Origin of the sequence: Butyrivibrio sp. FCS014, assembly GCF_000526935.1 — a bacterium.
Taxonomy (GTDB): Bacteria; Bacillota; Clostridia; order Lachnospirales; family Lachnospiraceae; genus Butyrivibrio.
In genome coordinates, this window is sequence record NZ_JAHA01000003.1 from 394,395 (window position 1) to 413,762 (window position 19,368).

The 19,368-nt window shown below is 45.6% G+C and carries 16 protein-coding genes and 1 pseudogene; 13 read left to right on the top strand and 4 right to left on the bottom strand.

Annotated elements, in window-relative coordinates; translation table 11 throughout:
- Positions 1 to 108 precede the first annotated feature (108 nt).
- The 3 genes and pseudogenes from tnpB to tnpA form a co-directional block, all read right to left on the bottom strand.
- The gene (tnpB, locus tag T456_RS0101980) at positions 109 to 453 is read right to left on the bottom strand and encodes an IS66 family insertion sequence element accessory protein TnpB (RefSeq protein ID WP_024864678.1); all 345 of its coding nucleotides are present in this window, start codon (positions 451 to 453) and stop codon (positions 109 to 111) included.
- Positions 450 to 626, bottom strand: a complete 177-nt coding sequence (locus T456_RS22265; RefSeq protein ID WP_155838000.1) for a hypothetical protein — start codon at positions 624 to 626, stop codon at positions 450 to 452. Before T456_RS22265 ends, tnpB begins: the two co-directional genes overlap by 4 nt.
- A 75-nt stretch (positions 627 to 701) precedes the next feature.
- Positions 702 to 851: pseudogene (tnpA, locus tag T456_RS24265) on the bottom strand (IS66 family insertion sequence element accessory protein TnpA); the annotation flags it as partial.
- A gap of 539 nt (positions 852 to 1,390) precedes the next feature.
- On the opposite strand from tnpA, the gene pulA reads away from it, so the two are divergent.
- The 7 genes from pulA (at position 1,391) to T456_RS0102020 (ending at position 10,762) form a co-directional block, all read left to right on the top strand.
- Positions 1,391 to 4,105 (top strand): type I pullulanase, encoded by a 2,715-nt coding sequence (gene pulA / locus T456_RS0101990; RefSeq protein WP_024864680.1) that lies wholly within the window; start codon positions 1,391 to 1,393, stop codon positions 4,103 to 4,105.
- Positions 4,106 to 4,143: 38 nt separating this feature from the next.
- A complete protein-coding gene (locus tag T456_RS0101995; protein ID WP_197026846.1) occupies positions 4,144 to 5,397 on the top strand; it encodes a glutamate-5-semialdehyde dehydrogenase in 1,254 nt (417 codons plus the stop codon).
- Positions 5,394 to 6,482 (top strand): class II aldolase/adducin family protein, encoded by a 1,089-nt coding sequence (locus T456_RS20930; RefSeq protein ID WP_024864682.1) that lies wholly within the window; start codon positions 5,394 to 5,396, stop codon positions 6,480 to 6,482. The genes T456_RS0101995 and T456_RS20930 overlap by 4 nt, the downstream gene beginning before the upstream one ends.
- Positions 6,483 to 6,500: 18 nt before the next feature.
- A complete protein-coding gene (locus T456_RS0102005; protein WP_051464945.1) occupies positions 6,501 to 7,562 on the top strand; it encodes an LD-carboxypeptidase in 1,062 nt (353 codons plus the stop codon).
- Between the two features lie 20 nt (positions 7,563 to 7,582).
- The gene (locus tag T456_RS20935) at positions 7,583 to 8,761 is read left to right on the top strand and encodes a glycoside hydrolase family 25 protein (protein WP_024864684.1); all 1,179 of its coding nucleotides are present in this window, start codon (positions 7,583 to 7,585) and stop codon (positions 8,759 to 8,761) included.
- Between the two features lie 99 nt (positions 8,762 to 8,860).
- Entirely contained in the window at positions 8,861 to 9,562 is a 702-nt protein-coding gene (locus T456_RS0102015; protein WP_024864685.1) for a hypothetical protein, read from the top strand.
- A 135-nt stretch (positions 9,563 to 9,697) separates the two neighbouring features.
- Positions 9,698 to 10,762 carry a lactonase family protein gene (locus tag T456_RS0102020; protein WP_024864686.1) on the top strand — a complete coding sequence of 355 codons (1,065 nt, stop codon included), beginning with the start codon at positions 9,698 to 9,700 and terminating at the stop codon, positions 10,760 to 10,762.
- A gap of 83 nt (positions 10,763 to 10,845) precedes the next feature.
- Here T456_RS0102020 and aroC read toward each other — a convergent pair whose 3' ends face one another.
- A complete protein-coding gene (gene aroC, locus T456_RS0102025; protein WP_024864687.1) occupies positions 10,846 to 11,949 on the bottom strand; it encodes a chorismate synthase in 1,104 nt (367 codons plus the stop codon).
- 134 nt (positions 11,950 to 12,083) lie between these two features.
- On the opposite strand from aroC, the gene T456_RS20940 reads away from it, so the two are divergent.
- From T456_RS20940 to ilvD, 6 genes are all read left to right on the top strand, one after another.
- On the top strand, positions 12,084 to 13,178 hold the full coding sequence (locus T456_RS20940) for a M15 family metallopeptidase (protein ID WP_024864688.1): 1,095 nt from the start codon (positions 12,084 to 12,086) through the stop codon (positions 13,176 to 13,178).
- A gap of 20 nt (positions 13,179 to 13,198) precedes the next feature.
- Complete coding sequence (gene tgt / locus T456_RS0102035; RefSeq protein WP_024864689.1) at positions 13,199 to 14,380, top strand: tRNA guanosine(34) transglycosylase Tgt; 1,182 nt, start codon at positions 13,199 to 13,201, stop codon at positions 14,378 to 14,380.
- A 72-nt stretch (positions 14,381 to 14,452) separates the two neighbouring features.
- Complete coding sequence (gene yajC / locus T456_RS0102040) at positions 14,453 to 14,803, top strand: preprotein translocase subunit YajC (RefSeq protein ID WP_024864690.1); 351 nt, start codon at positions 14,453 to 14,455, stop codon at positions 14,801 to 14,803.
- Positions 14,804 to 14,878: 75 nt separating this feature from the next.
- A complete protein-coding gene (gene leuB / locus T456_RS0102045) occupies positions 14,879 to 15,982 on the top strand; it encodes a 3-isopropylmalate dehydrogenase (protein WP_024864691.1) in 1,104 nt (367 codons plus the stop codon).
- On the top strand, positions 15,960 to 17,657 hold the full coding sequence (locus T456_RS0102050; RefSeq protein ID WP_024864692.1) for a glycosyltransferase family 39 protein: 1,698 nt from the start codon (positions 15,960 to 15,962) through the stop codon (positions 17,655 to 17,657). Before leuB ends, T456_RS0102050 begins: the two co-directional genes overlap by 23 nt.
- An 18-nt stretch (positions 17,658 to 17,675) precedes the next feature.
- A complete protein-coding gene (ilvD, locus tag T456_RS0102055; RefSeq protein WP_024864693.1) occupies positions 17,676 to 19,346 on the top strand; it encodes a dihydroxy-acid dehydratase in 1,671 nt (556 codons plus the stop codon).
- The last annotated feature ends 22 nt before the right edge of the window (positions 19,347 to 19,368 follow it).

Consider the following 19,368-nt stretch of genomic DNA (forward strand, 5'->3'; position numbering starts at 1 on the left):
CAAGGCAATTAATATCGGTAAAAGTGCCAAAGTGATCTGAAAACCAGCACCTAATTAATCCGATATAAGGCGATTTCAGAATTATGCACAAAAACTGATACACAGACCTTAAGAGGCTCTAATGGCCTTAGGCTGCTCTATATCGATACCTGAGAGAAGCCAGTCGAACTCGCGCCAGGTCAGGTTGCGTACTTCATCCTTGTTTCTTGGCCAGCGGTATCGTCCCTGTTCGGCGGATAGCCTTTTGTAGAACAGTATGAATCCGTCCGGCTCCCAAAGAAGCATCTTGAACCTGTCAGCCCTTCTCCCACAGAAGAGATACAGAGCCCTGCTTCTTGGATCCATGTGGAGCTTGTCTTCGATTATGGCACAGAGGCCATCGATAGACTTTCTCATGTCAGTGTAGCCGCAGACAATGTAGATCTCATCTGCAGCTGTTATATCGCCGATCATACGAAGCTCCTTAAGGCTGAGAGAGTCCTGGTTACAAGATCCGGATCAGCTCCGTTGCAGAGAGAAATATGTACATCTCCAAGACTTATCTCTATCATATGTGAATTGTCAATGTGCGGTGCCGCCTCAGGAATGATCTTCTGTGGCGTCTGGATATCAGGAACGATATCCACTTTGACCACATCCTGTTTTGGAATGGCCAGGTCATATATATCATCAGAGCTGCGAGGAGGAATTGCATAAGAACATTTCCGCAGCCTTTTGATAGCAGTGTTTAATGAATGACGGCTGATACCATTTAATGCGCACCATTGAGCGTCCGATAAACCGCTTTTACGGCACTCCTGGACGAGCTTGAACCACTCATCTTTAGTACGATAATGCTTGGGATCTGACATAAGCTATCCTTTCCATGTGACACCAAAATGAAGTTCATAAGTTCAAGTGTTCACACTAAAATGTAGTTTATAGTTCAAATCCATTATGAGTGATTGAGGGACGCATTCACATCCGCCGGATTATTTCGCGCTTACATTACAACAGGTATTATTAGCTGGTTTTCACTGTTGAAAATATCTATTTTATCAATTTCAACAGATGATTTAGGTGGTACACCCTGCTGGAAATGCCAATTCTATCTATTACAACAGGGCGAAAACTGCATAATAGCCTGTTGGATTTCATGAAATTGAGATTCCAACAGGTGTAAACAGAGGAATTTACCTGTTGACAATAGTAGTTATGCAAATTCCAACAGGTCACCACCGGAATAAAACTTGCTGCTAAACGTGAATTGCGTAATGACAACAGGGCTATGCGGAAAATAAGCTGATAAAATCCAAAGAAATATAAAAATGGTCCCTTGACGTAAGTCCCCGGGGAACATTACAATACAATGGAAAACGTTTTCCATATAATAATCGGGGAGGATTATAAAATGAAAAGAGTAAAGCTTAATAATGTGATAGCTCTTTTGATGGCGGTGGTCATGGCGGTGACTATGTTTGCCGGTATTGGAATGTCCATCACCGTAAGAGCTGATGAGGGAGTGACGCTTAAACTGCACTACCACAGAGAAGACGGAAACTATGACGGCTGGGATGTATGGATGTGGCCGGATGGCGGAGAAGGCGAAGGGATTCCGTTTGAAGATGAGAACGGAGAGATGGTTGCAACATATAGCGTTCCTGCAGGCAAGACCAAGGTTGGCTATATCGTAAGAACGCAGGACTGGGACAAGGATGTTGATATGGATCAGTTCATTGATCTTTCCGAGGTTGTCTCTGGTACGGTTCACGCTTATGTGGAATCGGGAGTTGAAGGCTGCGTTAAAGAATACGGGGAGGATGTAATGACAGGAACTAAGCTTAAAAGCGCTGTTTATGACGGCGATAAGGCAATAAAGATTGAACTTACGGGCGAGATTGATAAGGCTCTGCTTGATACTTTCTATGTCAGCGGAAGACTTGGAGATATAGAAGTGACTAAGGCTGAGCTTTCTGAGAAGGCTTCTGATACGCAGTATTTCTATGATCTGACTATCGGTGAGGTGCTTGACCCTAACAGAAATTACAGACTTGGCTTTGATGGACAGGAGTTTCCTGTAAACATGCCTATCGTATATTCAACAAAGGAGTTTGAGGATAAGTACACCTATGAGGGAGATGATCTTGGAGCTACCGTGACAGCGGACAAGACAGTATTCCGCGTTTGGGCACCGACTGCCGAGAGCGTATCGGTTAACCTATACGAGTCAGGTGATTCCTGGAAAAAAGATCTTACAGAATCCATCGAGATGACAAAATCCGATAAGGGTACATGGACTGCTGAGGTTTCCAAGAACCTTGCAGGTACCTATTATACCTACACAGCTGTTCTTGACGGACTAAATGTAGAAGCCTGCGATCCTTATGCCAGAACTACAGGTGTCAATGGCAAAAGAGCTATGGTAATTGATCTTGATTCAACCGATCCGGAAGGTTGGGCAGATGACAAGAATCCACATGCATCAGAGAGTATGACTGATGCTGTAATCTACGAGCTGCATATTCGTGATTTTTCCGTTGATGAGAAGGGCAACATTGCAAATGCAGGCAAGTATACTGCATTTACTGAGACAGGAACAAAGACTGAAGGCGGAAACGCGACAGGTATTGATTACATCAAGAGCCTCGGCGTTACTTACGTTCATCTTTTGCCTTTCTATGATTTTGGCTCGGTAGATGAAAACGATGAGAGCCAGGAGCGCTTTAACTGGGGATACGATCCCGTCAACTACAACGTTCCCGAGGGCTCATATTCAACAGACGCTCACGACGGAAATGTAAGGGTCAAAGAGGCTAAAGAGATGGTGAAGGCTCTTCATGATAACGGTCTTTCAGTTGTTATGGACGTTGTTTACAACCATGTTTACAGCGGCAAAGACTTTTGCATCAACCGTCTTGTGCCCGGATATTTTTCCAGGATCAATGCAGACGGAACATATTCAAACGGCTCAGGCTGCGGAAATGATACTGCTTCAGAGAGAAGCATGGTGAAAAAATACATCGTTGACTCCGTATGCTACTGGGCAGATGAATACCACATCAACGGCTTCAGATTTGACCTTGTGGGCCTTATCGATGTTGATACCATAAACGAGATCGTTGAGAAGGTTCATGAGTCTCACCCCGATGTTATTTTCTATGGCGAGGGATGGAGCATGAACACTGATCTGACAAAAGAGAATGTGACTATGGCAACACAGCAGTCTTCCGAAAAGACTCCGGGATTTGCCTACTTTAACGATAATATCCGCGACGGCCTTAAGGGAAGTGTGTTCAATACCGCTGAAGTCGGCTGGGCATCAGGAGCAAGAAACGCAGAGAGAGCAATGACAGCATCTTTCCTTGCAAATGAGACCTGGTCAAAAAATCCTTCACAGATAATCCAGTATGCTTCCTGCCATGACAACAATACTCTTTTTGACAGGATCGCAGGATCAAGGACAGATCTTAATGAAGAGTCCTGGATAAAGATGAACAACCTTGCTGCTGCATTCTACATGACTTCCGAAGGCGTACCCTTCATGCAGGCAGGTGAGGAGATTTTGAGAACCAAGGTTAAGGATGATGGCTCTTTTGACTCAAACAGCTACAGCTCCGGAGACGAAGTGAACAGCATAAAGTGGGAGAACCTTGATGATCCAAAGTACCGGGAAAATCTTGAGTTTTACAAGGGACTGATCGCCTTCAGAAAAGAGCATGCGCTGCTTAGACTTTCTTCAGGGGATGAGGTTACAGCAAGAGTTAAGGCTGTTGAGGGACTTGATAAGAATGTTCTGGCTTTTGTGATGGACAATTCAGACAAGACCCTTGAGGGGGAGAGCGCAGAGCAGATTTTCCTTGCCTTTAATCCCAATGAAACAGAGACTACGATTGCGCTTCCGGAAGGTGAGTGGAATGTGTATGTTAAGGGAAACAAGGCCGGTACTGAGGTTATCGAGAACGTATCGGGAAGCGTTACTGTAGAGCCCATATCTGCGGTGGTTCTTGTAAAAGGGGAAATTGTCTCAGGACTTCGTCAACAGGGACAGGAACAGGGCCAAAGTCAGGGGGGATTAGTGGACTTTTGGAGAGGATTATGGGATAATCTAAAAAGATTTTTTTCCTAAAGTTAACTAATGCATGAACAATAATTATGGGGGTAATTATGGCGCATATAGAACTGACAAAGCTTTGTGAAAATGCAGTTGATGCCAGGTATGATATTCAGTATCTGACTACCGAAGCCAAGAACGAGGCGCTTTTGAAGGTGGCGCAGGCGCTTCTTGATAATGCTGAGGATATTATTGAAGCCAATGCTGTTGACGTTGAGAACGGTAAGAAGAACGGTATGCATCCCGGGCTTCTTGACAGGCTTACATTAAACGATAAGAGAATGGAGGGAATCGCCGAGGGACTAAGACAGGTTGCGGCGCTCCCTGATCCTATCGGAGAGGTGTTTGAGGAATTCGAAAGGCCCAACGGTCTTAAGATCAAGAAGGTCCGCGTTCCCATGGGCGTTGTGGGTATAATCTACGAATCAAGGCCCAACGTAACACCGGATGCGTTTTCTCTGACTTTTAAATCAGGCAACGTTACCATCTTAAAGGGCGGCAGTGACTGCATCAACAGCAATATCGCCATAGTTAAGGTTATAAGAGACACTTTAAAGAGCCTTGGCATCAATGAGAATGCCGTACAGCTCATCGAGGACACTGACAGGGCGGTAACCACACAGTTCATGAAAATGAGCGAGTATGTTGACGTCCTTATTCCAAGAGGAAGCGCAGGGCTTATTAGAGCAGTGGTTGAAAATTCCAACATTCCCGTTATCGAAACCGGAACCGGTAACTGCCACATCTATGTGGACAGGAATGCTGATCTTGAGAAGGCAATTCATATTATCATCAACGCCAAGACCCAGAGGATCGGTGTGTGCAACGCCGCAGAATCCCTGGTGGTTCACAAGGATATTAAAGAGAAGTTCCTTCCTCTTTTTGCAAAAGCCATGAAGGAGCACAATGTTGAGGTAAGGGCTGACAAAGACAGCAGACCTTTGATCGCTGATGCACTGGAAGCAACAGAAGAGGACTTTGGCAGGGAGTACCTTGACTACATCATTTCCGTTAAGACTGTCAATGATGTGGATGAGGCGATTGCTCATATCAACAAGTACAACACAGGTCACTCAGAGGCCATCATCACTGAGAATAAAGAGACAGCTCAGAGGTTCCTTGACAGAGTTGATGCAGCATGTGTCTATGTGAACGTATCTACCAGATTCACCGACGGATTCGAGTTCGGATTCGGCGCCGAGATAGGCATCAGCACCCAGAAACTCCACGCAAGAGGACCCATGGGCCTTAAGGAGCTTACCTCCTACAAATACGAGATCACAGGGGAGGGGCAGATCAGGCCATGAGCATGACTAAAGAAGAATTACTGAAGGCCAGAAATCACATCATAGAAGTTTCCAGAGAGCTTCATGACCTTGGCCTTCTTGTAAGGACCTGGGGCAATATCAGTTCCAGAGTTGATGATAAATCTTTCCTTATTACTCCCAGCGGGATCAGATACGAAGATCTTACACCGGAGATGATCGTGCAGGTTAATATCGACGATCTTTCCTACGAGGGGGACTACAAGCCCTCCAGCGAGAGCAAGGTCCATGCAGCCTGCTACAAGGTTCGTAAGGACTGCGGCTTTATTGTCCACACTCACCAGGTATACGCATCCTGCGCAGGAACCCTTGGACTTAAGAAGATAAGCACCTACATTGACGATACGGATATAATTGTTCCCGTTGCTCCCTATGCGCTTCCGGGAACCGACAAGCTTGCCCAGAACGTAGCAAACAGGCTCAAGAAATACTCCGACAGCAACAGCCTTATAATGGCCAATCACGGTACCGTGTGCCTCGGGGCCGATTCTGCCGAGGCCATTTACGAGGCCAAGGTCCTTGAGACTGCCTGCAACAATTTTCTTATGGATATCTGCAAGACAGACATGCCCCACGGAGTTGAGGCAGGTTTTAACAGCTTTATCGAAGACGGGAAAATAGTCTACGAGCACGCAGATACTCCGGAGAGAGTAAAATTTGTTCACGAGCACATCTACGCCAAAAGACCTGACATCAAATATATAGTTCACAATAAGTCGGAAGCTGTTATGACTGTTTCGAGAAGAGCCAACAACATGAGACCTCTTCTTGACGACTTTGCCCAGCTTATCGGCACCGGTCTTAAGATCCCGGCAAACCAGGACGACGTTGTTCATAACATCAGAAAGAATGCCAACGTTGTTTTTGTGCCCGGAGACGGCGCATATTGCCTAGGCCCCAATGAAGACGACGCAATGGCGGTTGCCATGGTCCTTGATAAGGGCTGCATCGCCTACACCGCAGTGCTTCGCCACGGCGAGGGTCACTATCTGTCGGCTTATGACTGCTTTAAGATGAATAGGCATTACAGAAAAAGCTATTCCAAGCTTGCTGACATAAACAAATGATCATGCGGGGAGAGAAGTATGATAAGAAGACCTGATCCCATTAAACCAGGGGACAACATCGGTGTTACGGCGCCTTCCTACGGCCCCGGCACAGAACCCTACAGATCCATGTATTATATTGCTGCGGATAATATCAAACAGCGCGGATACGGGATAATTGAGGGAGAGACTCTGTTTAAGACCGACGGCATCGGGATCGCCACCAAGCCTGATTTTGCTGCAAAAGAGCTGGTGGAGTTCTATAAACGTGATGATATAGATGCCATTATTTCCGCCGGCGGCGGTGAGCTCATGAATGAGACCGTCACATATGTTGATTTTGACGAGCTTAAGAACTATAGACCTAAGTGGTTCATCGGATATTCCGATAATACCAACTTTATTTTCCCTCTTGTGACCATCACCGGTGTTCAGGGAATCTATGGTCCTTGTATAAGCGGTTATGCTAAGAAGTGGGAGACTCCTGAAGAGGATGCTTTCGCAATCCTTGAGGGCACCAAAAGCTCTTTTGACGGATATAAGAGATTTGTTCTGGAGGAAGAGACAGAAGCTCCTGCAGAATACACCGAGGAGATGATTCGTGCTCCTTATGCTTTTAACAGGGACAGAGAACTGGTCTCTTACGCCGGAGATAACGGCTTGATCACCCCTGCCCGGGGAAAAGAAATAGTGATGGAAGGCGTGCTTCTTGGAGGATGTCTTGATATTCTTACCCACTTCGTTGGAACCAGGTTCGACAGAATGAAACAGTTCAATGAAGAGCACAGGAACGTTATCTGGATAATGGAGGCCTGCGACCTTTCTCCCATGGAGATAAGAAGAAGCCTCTGGAATCTAAGGGAAGCCGGCTGGTTTGACAGCGCGGCGGGATTTATCATCGGAAGACCAAAGGCTGCCTGGGGAGTGGAGATGCTTGGAGCAGACCAGTACAATGCTGTTACCGGCGCACTTTCGGTTCTTGGAAAGCCCATAATCATGGATGCGGAGATCTCTCACATTGATCCGCTGCTTCCAACCATCATGGGAGCCGATGCGAAAGTAACGGTAAAAGGAAACGATCTTAACATTACATATATCTGAGTATTGAGGGACAGACATCATTGGATAACAGACTTATTAAGATCATGCTTGGAGTGATAGGAGCCCTTGCTATACTGGTTGTGGCAGGGGCTTTTATTCGCCTTTCCAAGAATGATAAGGAAGAAGTAAATAATGAAGAGTCCATCTTTGAAGATGTGAGCACACTGGAAGCCCTTAATATGGGACTTATTGACGGAGACGAACTTCTGGCGGAAGAGGGCATTGAGAAGAAGGAAGAAGATCCTGCATCGTCCGCGTCCACCGAGGACAGGGCTGCGGCACTGCTTTCTCTATTAAATGAAGGGCAGCACATTGAGGATACCAGCCAGTTTGTAAAGATCGATGTAAAAGACAAAGTGGTCACCGAATCGCAGATCAATGTGGCCGAAGAGGACACGAAGGTTGCGGATGTAGATGAGACCACTGAGGTTTCCGAAGAAGATTATTCCGAGGAAGATACCTTTGATGACTGGACTGAGGAAGATGAGGATCTTCTTGCCCAAATAGAGTCTGAAGTTGCAGAGGAAGAGCGTCAGAAAGCACTTGCGGAAAAGGCAGCAAGTGAAGCTCCCAATATCACCCAGACTGCGGAATATGAATCCGCCCACGCAGGGACCAAGGGCATTGATGTTTCAAAGCATAACGGAAACATTGACTGGGGCCAGGTAAAAGCATCAGGCATAAGCTTTGCCATGGTAAGATGCGGATACCGCGGATCTTCTTCAGGTGTTCTGGTTGTGGATCCCATGTATCAGACCAATATGAACGGGGCGATAAATGCAGGCCTTGGGGTAGGAGTATATTTCTTTTCCCAGGCTGTTAACGTGCAGGAAGCCGTAGAAGAGGCCTCAATGGTACTTGATCTTTTAAACGGCTACAGCCTGTCATATCCTGTGTATCTTGATGTGGAAAAGAGTAACGGAAGAGGCGATGCCATAAGTCCCGAGGAGAGGACCGAGATTTGCAGGGCCTTTCTCGCAACCATTTCCAATGCGGGATATACAGCGGGAATCTATTCCAACAAGTTGTGGTTTGAGAACAGGATAAACACCGGAAGCCTTACGGACTATAAGATCTGGATGGCACAGTATGTGGATATTCCCACCTATGCGGCTACGCGCTATGACATGTGGCAGTATACTTCCAAGGGAAGCGTACCGGGAGTCCCCGGTAACTGCGATATGAATGTTTTGAAATGATATTTTTTAGTTTACATTGTTTAGAAATAATTTACGTGCAATATCGTATACTTCAATTATAATAATAGTTAGCTTAAGTATAATTGGAGGAAAAAAACTATGAATAAGACGATCAGAGCGATTATCGGAATTACACTTTCAGTATTTATGCTGGCTTCAATGCCTGCAGTTACATCCTTTGCATACGGCGCCGATACCGAGGTTATGGATTTTCAGGATTCTGTGATCACGGTAGAAGCAGGTTCCAGCTACACAATGAATTTCAGATCCACTTACAACTACACTTACTACATTCAAGGATCCACAAGTAAAGCCACAAGACTTGATGCATCCTTCAAGAGCGGAACTCAGCAGATAACATTTTATGTTGGTGCTGATGAAACTGCCAAGACAATCATATTTTACTTCTATGTTGCTGACGATAGACTTCAGACAACAGATAAGTGGGATTCAATTCAGGTCAATGTAAAGGGCTCCAAGGCTGCGGCTGCAGCAGCTGTAACACAGAATGTTACTCTTGCCAGCGGTAAGAATGGCAGCGTTGCGGTAAATGGAAATATTGCAATGCTTAATAATGAGAGCGGAGTAGGAATGGCTTCCTTCTCACTTTCTGACGGAAACGGACATATGGTTCCTTTCACCTACAAGGGAATCGTCAATAACGGAAGTGCCAATTATTTCAACCTTGCCAGCAGCATCGGATATGCTTCTCCCAAGATCTCAGAATCTGATAAAGCAGTAATGCTTGCCAACGGATACGCAGGGGTTTGCGTAAACGGAAATTACAAGAACTGGCCATAAACATAGTAAAATGCATTATACGGCTCCCGCAGAATATGGCGGGAGCTGTTTTTTATGTGTTTAAAGTTTGGAATAGCTGTGATAGAATAGGTTAAATAAGGGATTTTTAAATTATGCTTAGGAGGCACTAAGACAATGGCTGCAAAGGACAAGTATGTGGCATATGTGGCAAGCTATACATCAGGCTTGGGCACCAAATACGGAATCAGAATCTATGATGTTGATCTCAAGAAGGGCAGACTCTATGAGAAGCAGAAGGTTGAGATCACCAATTCATCTTATATCGGAATTTCCCATAACAGGAAGACACTTTATTCCATCACCGATGCCGGAGTTGAGTCCTATCACATCCTTGCTGACGGAAGCCTTGAGTTTTTGAATGAGGCATCCATCAACGGAATGAGAGGCTGCTATGTAAACGAGGATCAGGGAGATAACTTCCTGATGACCGCAGGTTATCACGACGGCAAGGTTACAATCCTTAAGCTCAACAAGGATGGCAGTATTGGAGAGATAGCAGACGAGAGATATCATAAGGGACTTGGAACTGCTGCCGGAAGGAATCACGTTCCTCATGTACAGTGCATCAAGATCTCCAAGGACAACAAATATATGCTGGCTGCGGATCTTGGAATGGACAGGATCAATATCTATTCCTGGGACAAGGAGACAGGTAAGGTCAAGGAGGTTGATGTGATCCACTGCGATCAGGAATCATCACCAAGACATATGCAGTTCTCCAAGGATGGAAGATTCCTCTATGTATGCCTTGAGCAGAAGTGTGCAATAGATGTGTACGAATATCATGAGGAGAACGGACTTCCTGAGTTTAACAAGATTCAGGAAGTATCAAACTCCGACGAATCAGACTCAATCGGTGTTGCCTGCAGTGCTCTGACTTTCTCGGAGGATTACAATTATCTTGTAAGCTCAACAGCAGGAGAGAACAACGCGATTGTATTTAAGGTTGATAAGGAAACCGGACTTCTTACAAAACAGATCCAGCTTCCGGTTGCGGGAGAGTATCCCAAGGATGTAGCTCTTTTCCCTGACAACAAGCACCTGGTATCTCTTAATCACGAGTCGGATTCACTGACATTCTTCACCGTTGATATGGAGAAGGGTACCATGGTCATGAACGGACCTGAGCTTTCCGTAACAAGACCCAACTGTATTATCTTCCATAAGATCGAAGGCTAAACATAAGATTGCAAGATAAATAATAAGCCCTGTCCATTACGGACAGGGCCTTTTTATGATCCGGCTGTTTGTATCTTTGTCTTTTAATCTTTTTTGTAGAAGTTCTTTATGCTGTCAGCCTTTGAGGACATATTGCTGATCATAAGGTCCAGCAGGGTGTAAGCGCACATGGATTCAACCACAACGACTGCTCTTGGAACAACCACAGGGTCGTGACGGCCTTTGATGTTGATGGAGATATTATCACCGTCTTTGCTTACGGTGTTCTGAGTACGGAAGATGCTGGGAGTTGGCTTAACGTAAGCTCTTAGGATGATCTCACTTCCGTCGGACATTCCCCCAAGGATTCCGCCTGAGTGATTGGTATTCTTATATACATGAATTCCGTCGGATTCAAAGGAATCGTTGTTGTCGGATCCGTGATAGCGGGATACCAGGCATCCGTCGCCGATCTCTACAGCTTTAACAGCACCGATACTCATAACGGCTCCGGCAAGAAGAGCGTCCAGCTTATCAAAGACAGGCTCTCCGATTCCTGCAGGTACGCCATTTATGCGGCACTCGATGACACCGCCGACAGAATCGTTTTCCTCACGGCATTTGGCTATAAGCTCCATGGCCCTTTTGTCTGCGTCTGCATCGGGCATGGCTGTGGGAGTGGTAAGACGAAGATCCGCATCAAAATTAGAAGGATCGATCTCAACATCTCCGATGGACCTGGTGTAGGCTGTTACGGTTATGCCCATTTCATTAAGGAGCTTACTGCAAAGAGCACCGGCGGCAACTCTTCCTATGGTCTCGCGGCCTGATGATCTTCCGCCTCCGCGATAATCCCTGAAGCCGTACTTCCGGTCAAAGCCGAAATCCGCGTGGCCGGGACGATAGTATTTGGCAATTTCATTGTAATCGGAAGAGCGCTGAGATGTGTTTTTTACCATCAAAGAGATGGGAGTTCCGGTGGTCTTTCCTTCAAAAACACCGGAAAGGATCTCAACAAGATCATCCTCCTTGCGGGAGGTGGTTGCAGAAGAAGTCCCGGGCTTTCTTCTGTCGAGGAAAGTCTGTATGTCTTTTTCGTTTAGATCCATACCTGCGGGAAAGCCGTCAACGACAACTCCCAAAGCTGCTCCGTGGGACTCGCCCCATGTGGTTAAAACAATGTTTTTTCCTATGGTTGATCCTGACATAAATTATCTCCGTTTATAGAATTTTATTAAGTATAGCACAAAAAAGAAGTGAATTATTAATGAAATAGAGATATAATATTATCTGTAATTTTATTGAGCAGTTAATATCTGAAGTATTTGAGGGGATTTCCGATATGGACGCCGATAACCTGCAAAAGAAGCTTACCTTTAAAAATAAGGTAATTTCTCAGGTTGGAAAATTTAATAGAAAGCACAAGGCTTTTTCTTTTTTGGGAATGGCCTATGCCGTTATCGCAATCACTTGTTATAATTTCCTGTTTTATTTCTACAGAAATACCAAGAGGTTTACTGCTCTTGCCTGCATTATCCTGTTTTTTGCGGCAAGCAGCAGCTTTTCTTATCCGGCAATGTCACTTAATATAAGCTTTGCTTCCAATAACACATTGGATGATACTGCCTATGCCGAGGATGTTGTGATCTCCGAAGCAGAGGTGGCAGAGAGCAGTGCGGAACTTGCTGCACCCGATGACGTTGACGAAGAGGTGCTTCAGGAGGCAAGCGAAGTTGTTAATCCTGATGCTGCAGAGATCGAGAACATGGTATCTCTCAATGATATTCTCGGGGCGGATGATACTGAGACAGTGATTTCCGAGGATGAGAAAGTGCCCCTTGGAAGTTCCACGAAGCAGACATTCAGCAGTGATGACTGGCAGATAGTTCTTGTTAACAAACAGCATCCAATTCCTGATGATTACCATTTTAATCTCGGGACCATCAGCGGAAGCATGCAGTGTGATGAGAGAGTCATCGCGCCGCTTAAAGAGATGCTTAAGGCTGCAAGAGCGGACGGCGTAGGGCTTATAGTCTGCTCACCCTACAGGGATATTGACAGGCAGACCATGCTTTTCTCAAATAAGGTCAATCGCTATATGGGCGGTGGTATGTCCTACATGGATGCCTACAACCTGGCATCACAGGCGGTTACGGTTCCCGGCTCATCAGAGCATCAGATCGGTCTTGCTGTTGATATTATCACAGCTGATTACACCAGCCTCGATGAGGGCTTTGGAGATACAACTGCGGGCAAATGGCTTGCCAAGAACAGCTGCAAGTATGGCTTCATATTAAGATATCCTCAGGGCAAAGAGGAGATTACCAGCATTGAATACGAACCCTGGCACTTTAGATATGTTGGAACCGACGCTGCTACAATAATTACGGAGAACAACATATGTCTGGAAGAGTTCTGGAACATGTATGTTGAGTAATAAGCTTTGAGAGGATTTATATGTACAAGATTTTAAAGACAGAAGGAAATGCCAAAAGAGCTGAGTTTGAGACCGTGCACGGTGTCATCCAGACTCCTGTTTTTATGAATGTTGCTACGGTTGCAGCAATAAAGGGCGGCGTTTCCACACAGGATCTTGAGGAGATCGGTACTCAGGTTGTCCTGTCCAATACTTATCATTTGCATTTAAGACCCGGAGACGATGTGATCTACAGGATGGGGGGACTGCATGAATTTATGTCCTGCAAGAAGCCCATTCTTACAGATTCAGGCGGATTTCAGGTCTTTTCTCTTGCTAAGACAAGAAGGATAAAGGAAGAGGGAGTTTATTTCCACTCACATATTGACGGCCACAAGCTTTTCATGGGACCTGAGGAGAGCATGCGGATTCAGTCTCACCTTGGATCCACCATAGCCATGGCTTTTGACGAGTGCCCTTCAGCAAGAGCAGAGAAGGAATATGTTCAGAAGTCCGTAGACAGGACCACAAGATGGCTCATCCGCTGCAAAAGCGAGATGGACAGACTCAACAGCCTGCCTTATACGGTGAATCCTCATCAGATGCTTTTTGGAATAAACCAGGGCGCAATCTTTGATGACATCAGGATAGAGCACGCCAAGAGGATCAGCGAGCTTGACCTTGACGGATACGCAGTCGGAGGACTTGCAGTTGGTGAGACTCACGAAGAGATGTACCATGTCCTTGATACCGTGGTTCCTTACCTTCCTCAGAATAAGCCCACTTATCTTATGGGCGTCGGAACTCCTGCAAATATTCTTGAAGCTGTGGACAGAGGCGTAGACTTTTTTGACTGCGTATATCCAAGCAGAAACGGAAGGCACGGACACCTTTATACCAAGCGCGGTCATATCAATATCCTCAATGCAAGATACGAATATGACAATACTCCAATAGAAGAGGGATGCGGCTGTCCTGCCTGCAGACGCTATTCAAAGGCCTATATAAGACATCTTCTGAAGGCCGGAGAGATGCTGGGAATGAGGCTTTGCGTTCTCCATAATCTATATTTCTACAATCATATGATGGAAGAGATAAGAGATGCGATTGATAACGGCTCTTTTGCCTCCTACAAAAAGTCAATGATAGAGGGAATGATGGAATTTGACGGCGAGCAGGAAGGCGCAAGATACGATATTGCAAGAAACTGGAGAAAAGGATAAGCCGTACTTGAATTTAAAGCGGCTTTTTAGTATTATTGATGGGTGTATTAAATTATTTTATGGGAGGAAGTTATGGGTTTACTTTTAACTGAAGCACAAGCAAATACCACAAGCATCGTTTCGATGATTGTTGTTTACGCAGCTGTAATCGGAGTTTTTTATTTTCTTTTCATGCGTCCGCAGAGGAAGGAGCAGAAGCAGAAGGCACAGACACTTGCTGCTCTGGCTGTAGGCGACAGCGTTAGGACAACCGGTGGTTTCATCGGTACTGTTATCGACATCAATGACGACATGGTTATCGTAGAGTTCGGCAATAACAAGAACTGCCGTATCCCTATGGTAAAGGAAGCCATCGTTGAGGTTGAAAAGCCTGAAGACGCGGTTGCAACAGCGAATGATACTTCTGATTCCAAGAAGAAGTAATAATTGTCATGTCTATACTTAAGCCTGATCGGGTCTCCGGTCGGGCTTATTTTTCAAATAGGAGGAGTATGAGTTATGAAGCTGAACATCACATGTATTCCCGGTGACGGCATCGGCCCCGAGATTGTTGCGGAGGCCAAAAAGGTACTTAACAAGGTGGCCGAAGTTTACGGACACGAGATGATCTTCAAGGACGTTCTTATGGGCGGATGCTCCATTGATGCCTACGGCGTTCCTCTTACTCAGGAGACCATTGATGCGGCAAAGGCTGCAGATGCGGTACTCATGGGTTCAATCGGTGGAAATACTTCCACATCCCCCTGGTATAAACTTGAGCCATCCAAAAGACCTGAGGCAGGACTTTTAGGTATTCGTAAGGCTCTTGGACTTTTTGCAAATCTTCGCCCGGCGTATCTTTATCCTCAGCTTAAGGAGGCTTGTCCTCTTAAGGAAGAAGCTGCGGCAAGAGGCTTTGATATGATGATAATGAGAGAGCTGACAGGCGGCCTTTATTTTGGCGAGCGTTACACCAAAGAGGTGAACGGAGAGCTCACAGCTACAGATACTCTTGTATATAAAGAAAGCGAGATCAGAAGAATCGCCATCAAGGCTTTTGAAGTTGCAAGAAAGCGCAGAAAGAGTGTTATAAGTGTAGATAAGGCCAATGTTCTTGATTCCTCAAGACTCTGGAGAAAAGTTGTTGAGGAGGTTGCAAAGGATTATCCCGATGTTAAGCTTGAGCATATGCTGGTTGATAACTGTGCAATGCAGCTGGTAAGAGACCCCGCTCAGTTTGATGTTGTCCTTACGGAGAACATGTTCGGAGATATTCTTTCCGATGAAGCAAGCATGATCACAGGTTCCATAGGAATGCTTCCCAGTGCTTCACTTAACGATTCAAGCTTTGGCCTCTATGAGCCAAGCCACGGAAGTGCTCCGGATATTGCCGGCAAGAATATTGCAAATCCCATAGCAACAGTTCTTTCAGCTGCTATGATGCTCAGATATACATTTAATCTTGATAAAGAGGCAGACTCCATCGAGAATGCCGTAAGAAAAGTTCTTGAAGAAGGATATCGCACCACCGATCTTATGGGAAATGCCAAAGAGAGCGAGTTTAAGAAGGTTGGATGCAGCGAAATGGGAGACTTACTGGTTGAACGAATCCTTAGCCTATAAAACCGAAAAAAGAATATATGACCTTTTGCCTCACGAACCTGAGATGATGGCCACGGTTCTTTTTATCATAGGAATGTCCATCTACTATCTGTGGAGAATGTTTGCCATAACTCCGCAGTACGATGAACTTTATACCTACTATCATTTTATAAGCAGGGGGCCGCTCCATGCGGCGCTGTCCTGGCCTTCATCCAATAACCATGTGGGATATTCACTGCTGTCTTCAATTGTTGACCTTTGCGGTAATCCTTTCATAGGGCTTCGAGGAGTCTCATATATATGCGCAATCTCGAATCTCATTCTGGTTAACAGGATCTGCAGAAGATACTATTCCCACTGGATTCCCTTCGGAGCAACGCTTCTGTATGCATCCATGCAGGTTATCAATGAGTACAGTGTACAGGGAAGGGGATATACGCTGGCTACAACATGCTTTCTGTTATCTGTATATATCATGGGATATATTTGCAGCGTTGAAGAGACAAAGCCTGTGTACTATCTGTTGCTGTGCTTTAGTTTTGCCTTGGGAATGTATACAGTGCCGGGAAGCTTTTACTGGATACTCCCCATGTGCATCGCCGTATCTGTTTATTTACTGGTCAATGCATACAGAAACAGAAAAGTGTATAGCGAGCAGGCCAATAACATTTATCTTAAGAAGTATGTAAAGTTTCTGAAAGGCCTGATCCCGCCGGCATTTATAACACTTCTTTTATATGGGCTTATATGGCTGAGCGAAGGCTCGGGTATGCTCATGGAAAATGAGTATTCACCATACTTTGGCCTTGGCAGGGGGACGGTTCTTGTGAGGGCTCCGGTGACATCTATCCTTACGGGATTCAGGTTCATGCGTGACCATCCCTATGTAAGAAGCATTGATCCTGCCATGTTTGATAAGATGTTCATTGGCTGGCTGTTTGGACTTTGCGACTATATATTCCCGGGCCTCGGAGTCATGGTTTTTGTGGTGGCTATAGGAAGCTTTATAGCGGCTGTTGTTGAGTGCATAAGACACTTTGCTTACAGCAGGACCATTATAAATCTTGTTATGATCTCGAATTTGCTTATCACCCCGATCATGCTTATCCTGACAAACAAGCTCCCGTATCTTAAGGTTTTTGGATACAGCGGATTTGTTTTCACTGTTTCTTTTGCCACATTTATTGAAATGCTGGTTAATATGGGCATAAGGATTTATAACAGAAGAAAGCTGGAGCCTGATAAGATGGGTGTCAAAACAGCCCACAGAGAGAATGAGACTGTATATAAGGATGACAGGTGGTTCTCGGGAATAGGGATCTATGCTCCGATACTTATATGTCTTGTATTCTTCGGCTATAGAGCGCTTAGTGATGACTTCAGCAGACAACTTGGTGAAAGAGAGAATGATCTTTTTAATACCTTATATATTGCCAATGTTGGTAAGAGGAACAATGTTGCGGCTTTAGACTGCGACCAGCGCTATCTTCTTAAATTCGGATGGGATATAGACTGTCAAAAAACTGATGTGCAGGACGCGGATTGCGTTATAATAGATAAAGATATGCTTGAACCTGGTCGAAGTGGTGATAATACCTGGAAGTTCTATGCGGATTATGACAGCATAGATTGGGACTACCTGGACCGCATGCACCCGATTTACGAAAATGAGAATTTTATACTATATGTAAAATAAAGGAGAGAGGATATGGCTATGAATAGTGACAGAGTTTTTAAGGGGCTTCAGCAGGCTCCCCACAGAAGTTTGTTTAACGCTCTTGGTTTTACCGAGGAGGAGAGGAACAAACCGCTTATCGGTATTGTGAGCTCATACAATGAGATCGTTCCCGGACACATGAATCTTGATAAGATCACAGAAGCTGTCAAGCTGGCCGTTGCCGAGGCAGGCGGAATGCCTGTAGTTGTACCGGCAATTGCGGTTTGCGACGGTATCGCCATGGGCCATATCGGAATGAAATACTCTCTGGTTACAAGAGATCTTATTGCGGACAGCACTGAGTGTCTTGCAACTGCTCACGCTTTTGACGGAATGGTATGTATTCCCAACTGTGACAAGAATGTTCCCGGACTTTTGATGGCAGCTGCCAGAGTGAACATCCCTACAGTATTTGTTTCGGGCGGTCCCATGATGGCCGGAAGAATTGACGGACACAAGACTTCTCTTTCTTCAATGTTCGAGGCTGTAGGAAGCGTATCTGCCGGCAAGATGACAGAGCAGAAACTGTGCGAGTTTGAAGAGAAGGCCTGCCCTACCTGCGGATCCTGCTCAGGTATGTATACTGCCAATTCCATGAACTGCCTTACAGAGGCAATCGGAATGGGACTTCCCGGAAACGGCACAATCCCTGCAGTTTATTCTGCACGTATCAGACTTGCAAAGCAGGCCGGTTATGCGGTAATGAGGCTGATCGAGAAGAACATCCGTCCCAGAGATATCATGACAAAAGAGGCATTCATGAATGCCATGGCTATGGATATGGCCCTTGGATGCTCAACAAATACAATGCTTCATCTTCCTGCAATTGCCCATGAAGCCGGTGTAGAACTTGATATGGAAATTGCCAATGAAGTATCCTCAAGGACCCCTAATCTGTGTCACCTTGCACCTGCAGGTCCTACCTACATGGAAGACCTCAACGAGGCAGGCGGTGTTCTTGCAGTTATGAGCGAACTTGTTAAAAAGAACCTTATAAATACCGACCTTATCACGGCAACAGGCAAGACCATCAGGGAGAACCTTGAGGGCGTGGTTAACAGAAATCCTGAAGTTATCAGACCTATCGACAATCCTTACATGCAGTCAGGCGGAATCGCTGTTCTTAAGGGCAATCTTGCTCCTGACACCGGAATCGTAAAGAAGAGCGCCGTTGTTCCCGAGATGATGGTTCATGAAGGCCCCGCAAGAGTATTCGACTGCGAAGAGGATGCCATCGAAGCAATCCTTGGCGGCAAGATTGTTGAGGGCGACGTTGTTGTTATCAGATATGAAGGACCTAAGGGCGGCCCCGGAATGAGAGAGATGCTCAATCCTACATCAGCAATTGCCGGAAGAGGCCTTGGATCCTCAGTTGCACTTATTACAGACGGAAGATTCTCCGGAGCAAGCCGCGGAGCGTCCATAGGCCATGTATCTCCTGAGGCAGCTGTCGGAGGACCTATCGCTCTTGTTGAAGAGGGCGACATCATCAGCATTGATATCCCTAACAATGCTCTTAACGTTAAGGTTTCCGATGAAGAGCTGGCAAAGAGAAGAGAAAAGTGGCAGCCCAGAGAGCCAAGAGTTACAACAGGCTACCTTTCAAGATACAGAGAGCTTGTAACCAGCGGAAACAGAGGAGCTATTCTCGAGATCCCCAGAGCCTGATCTATCATTGAAAAAAGTATTG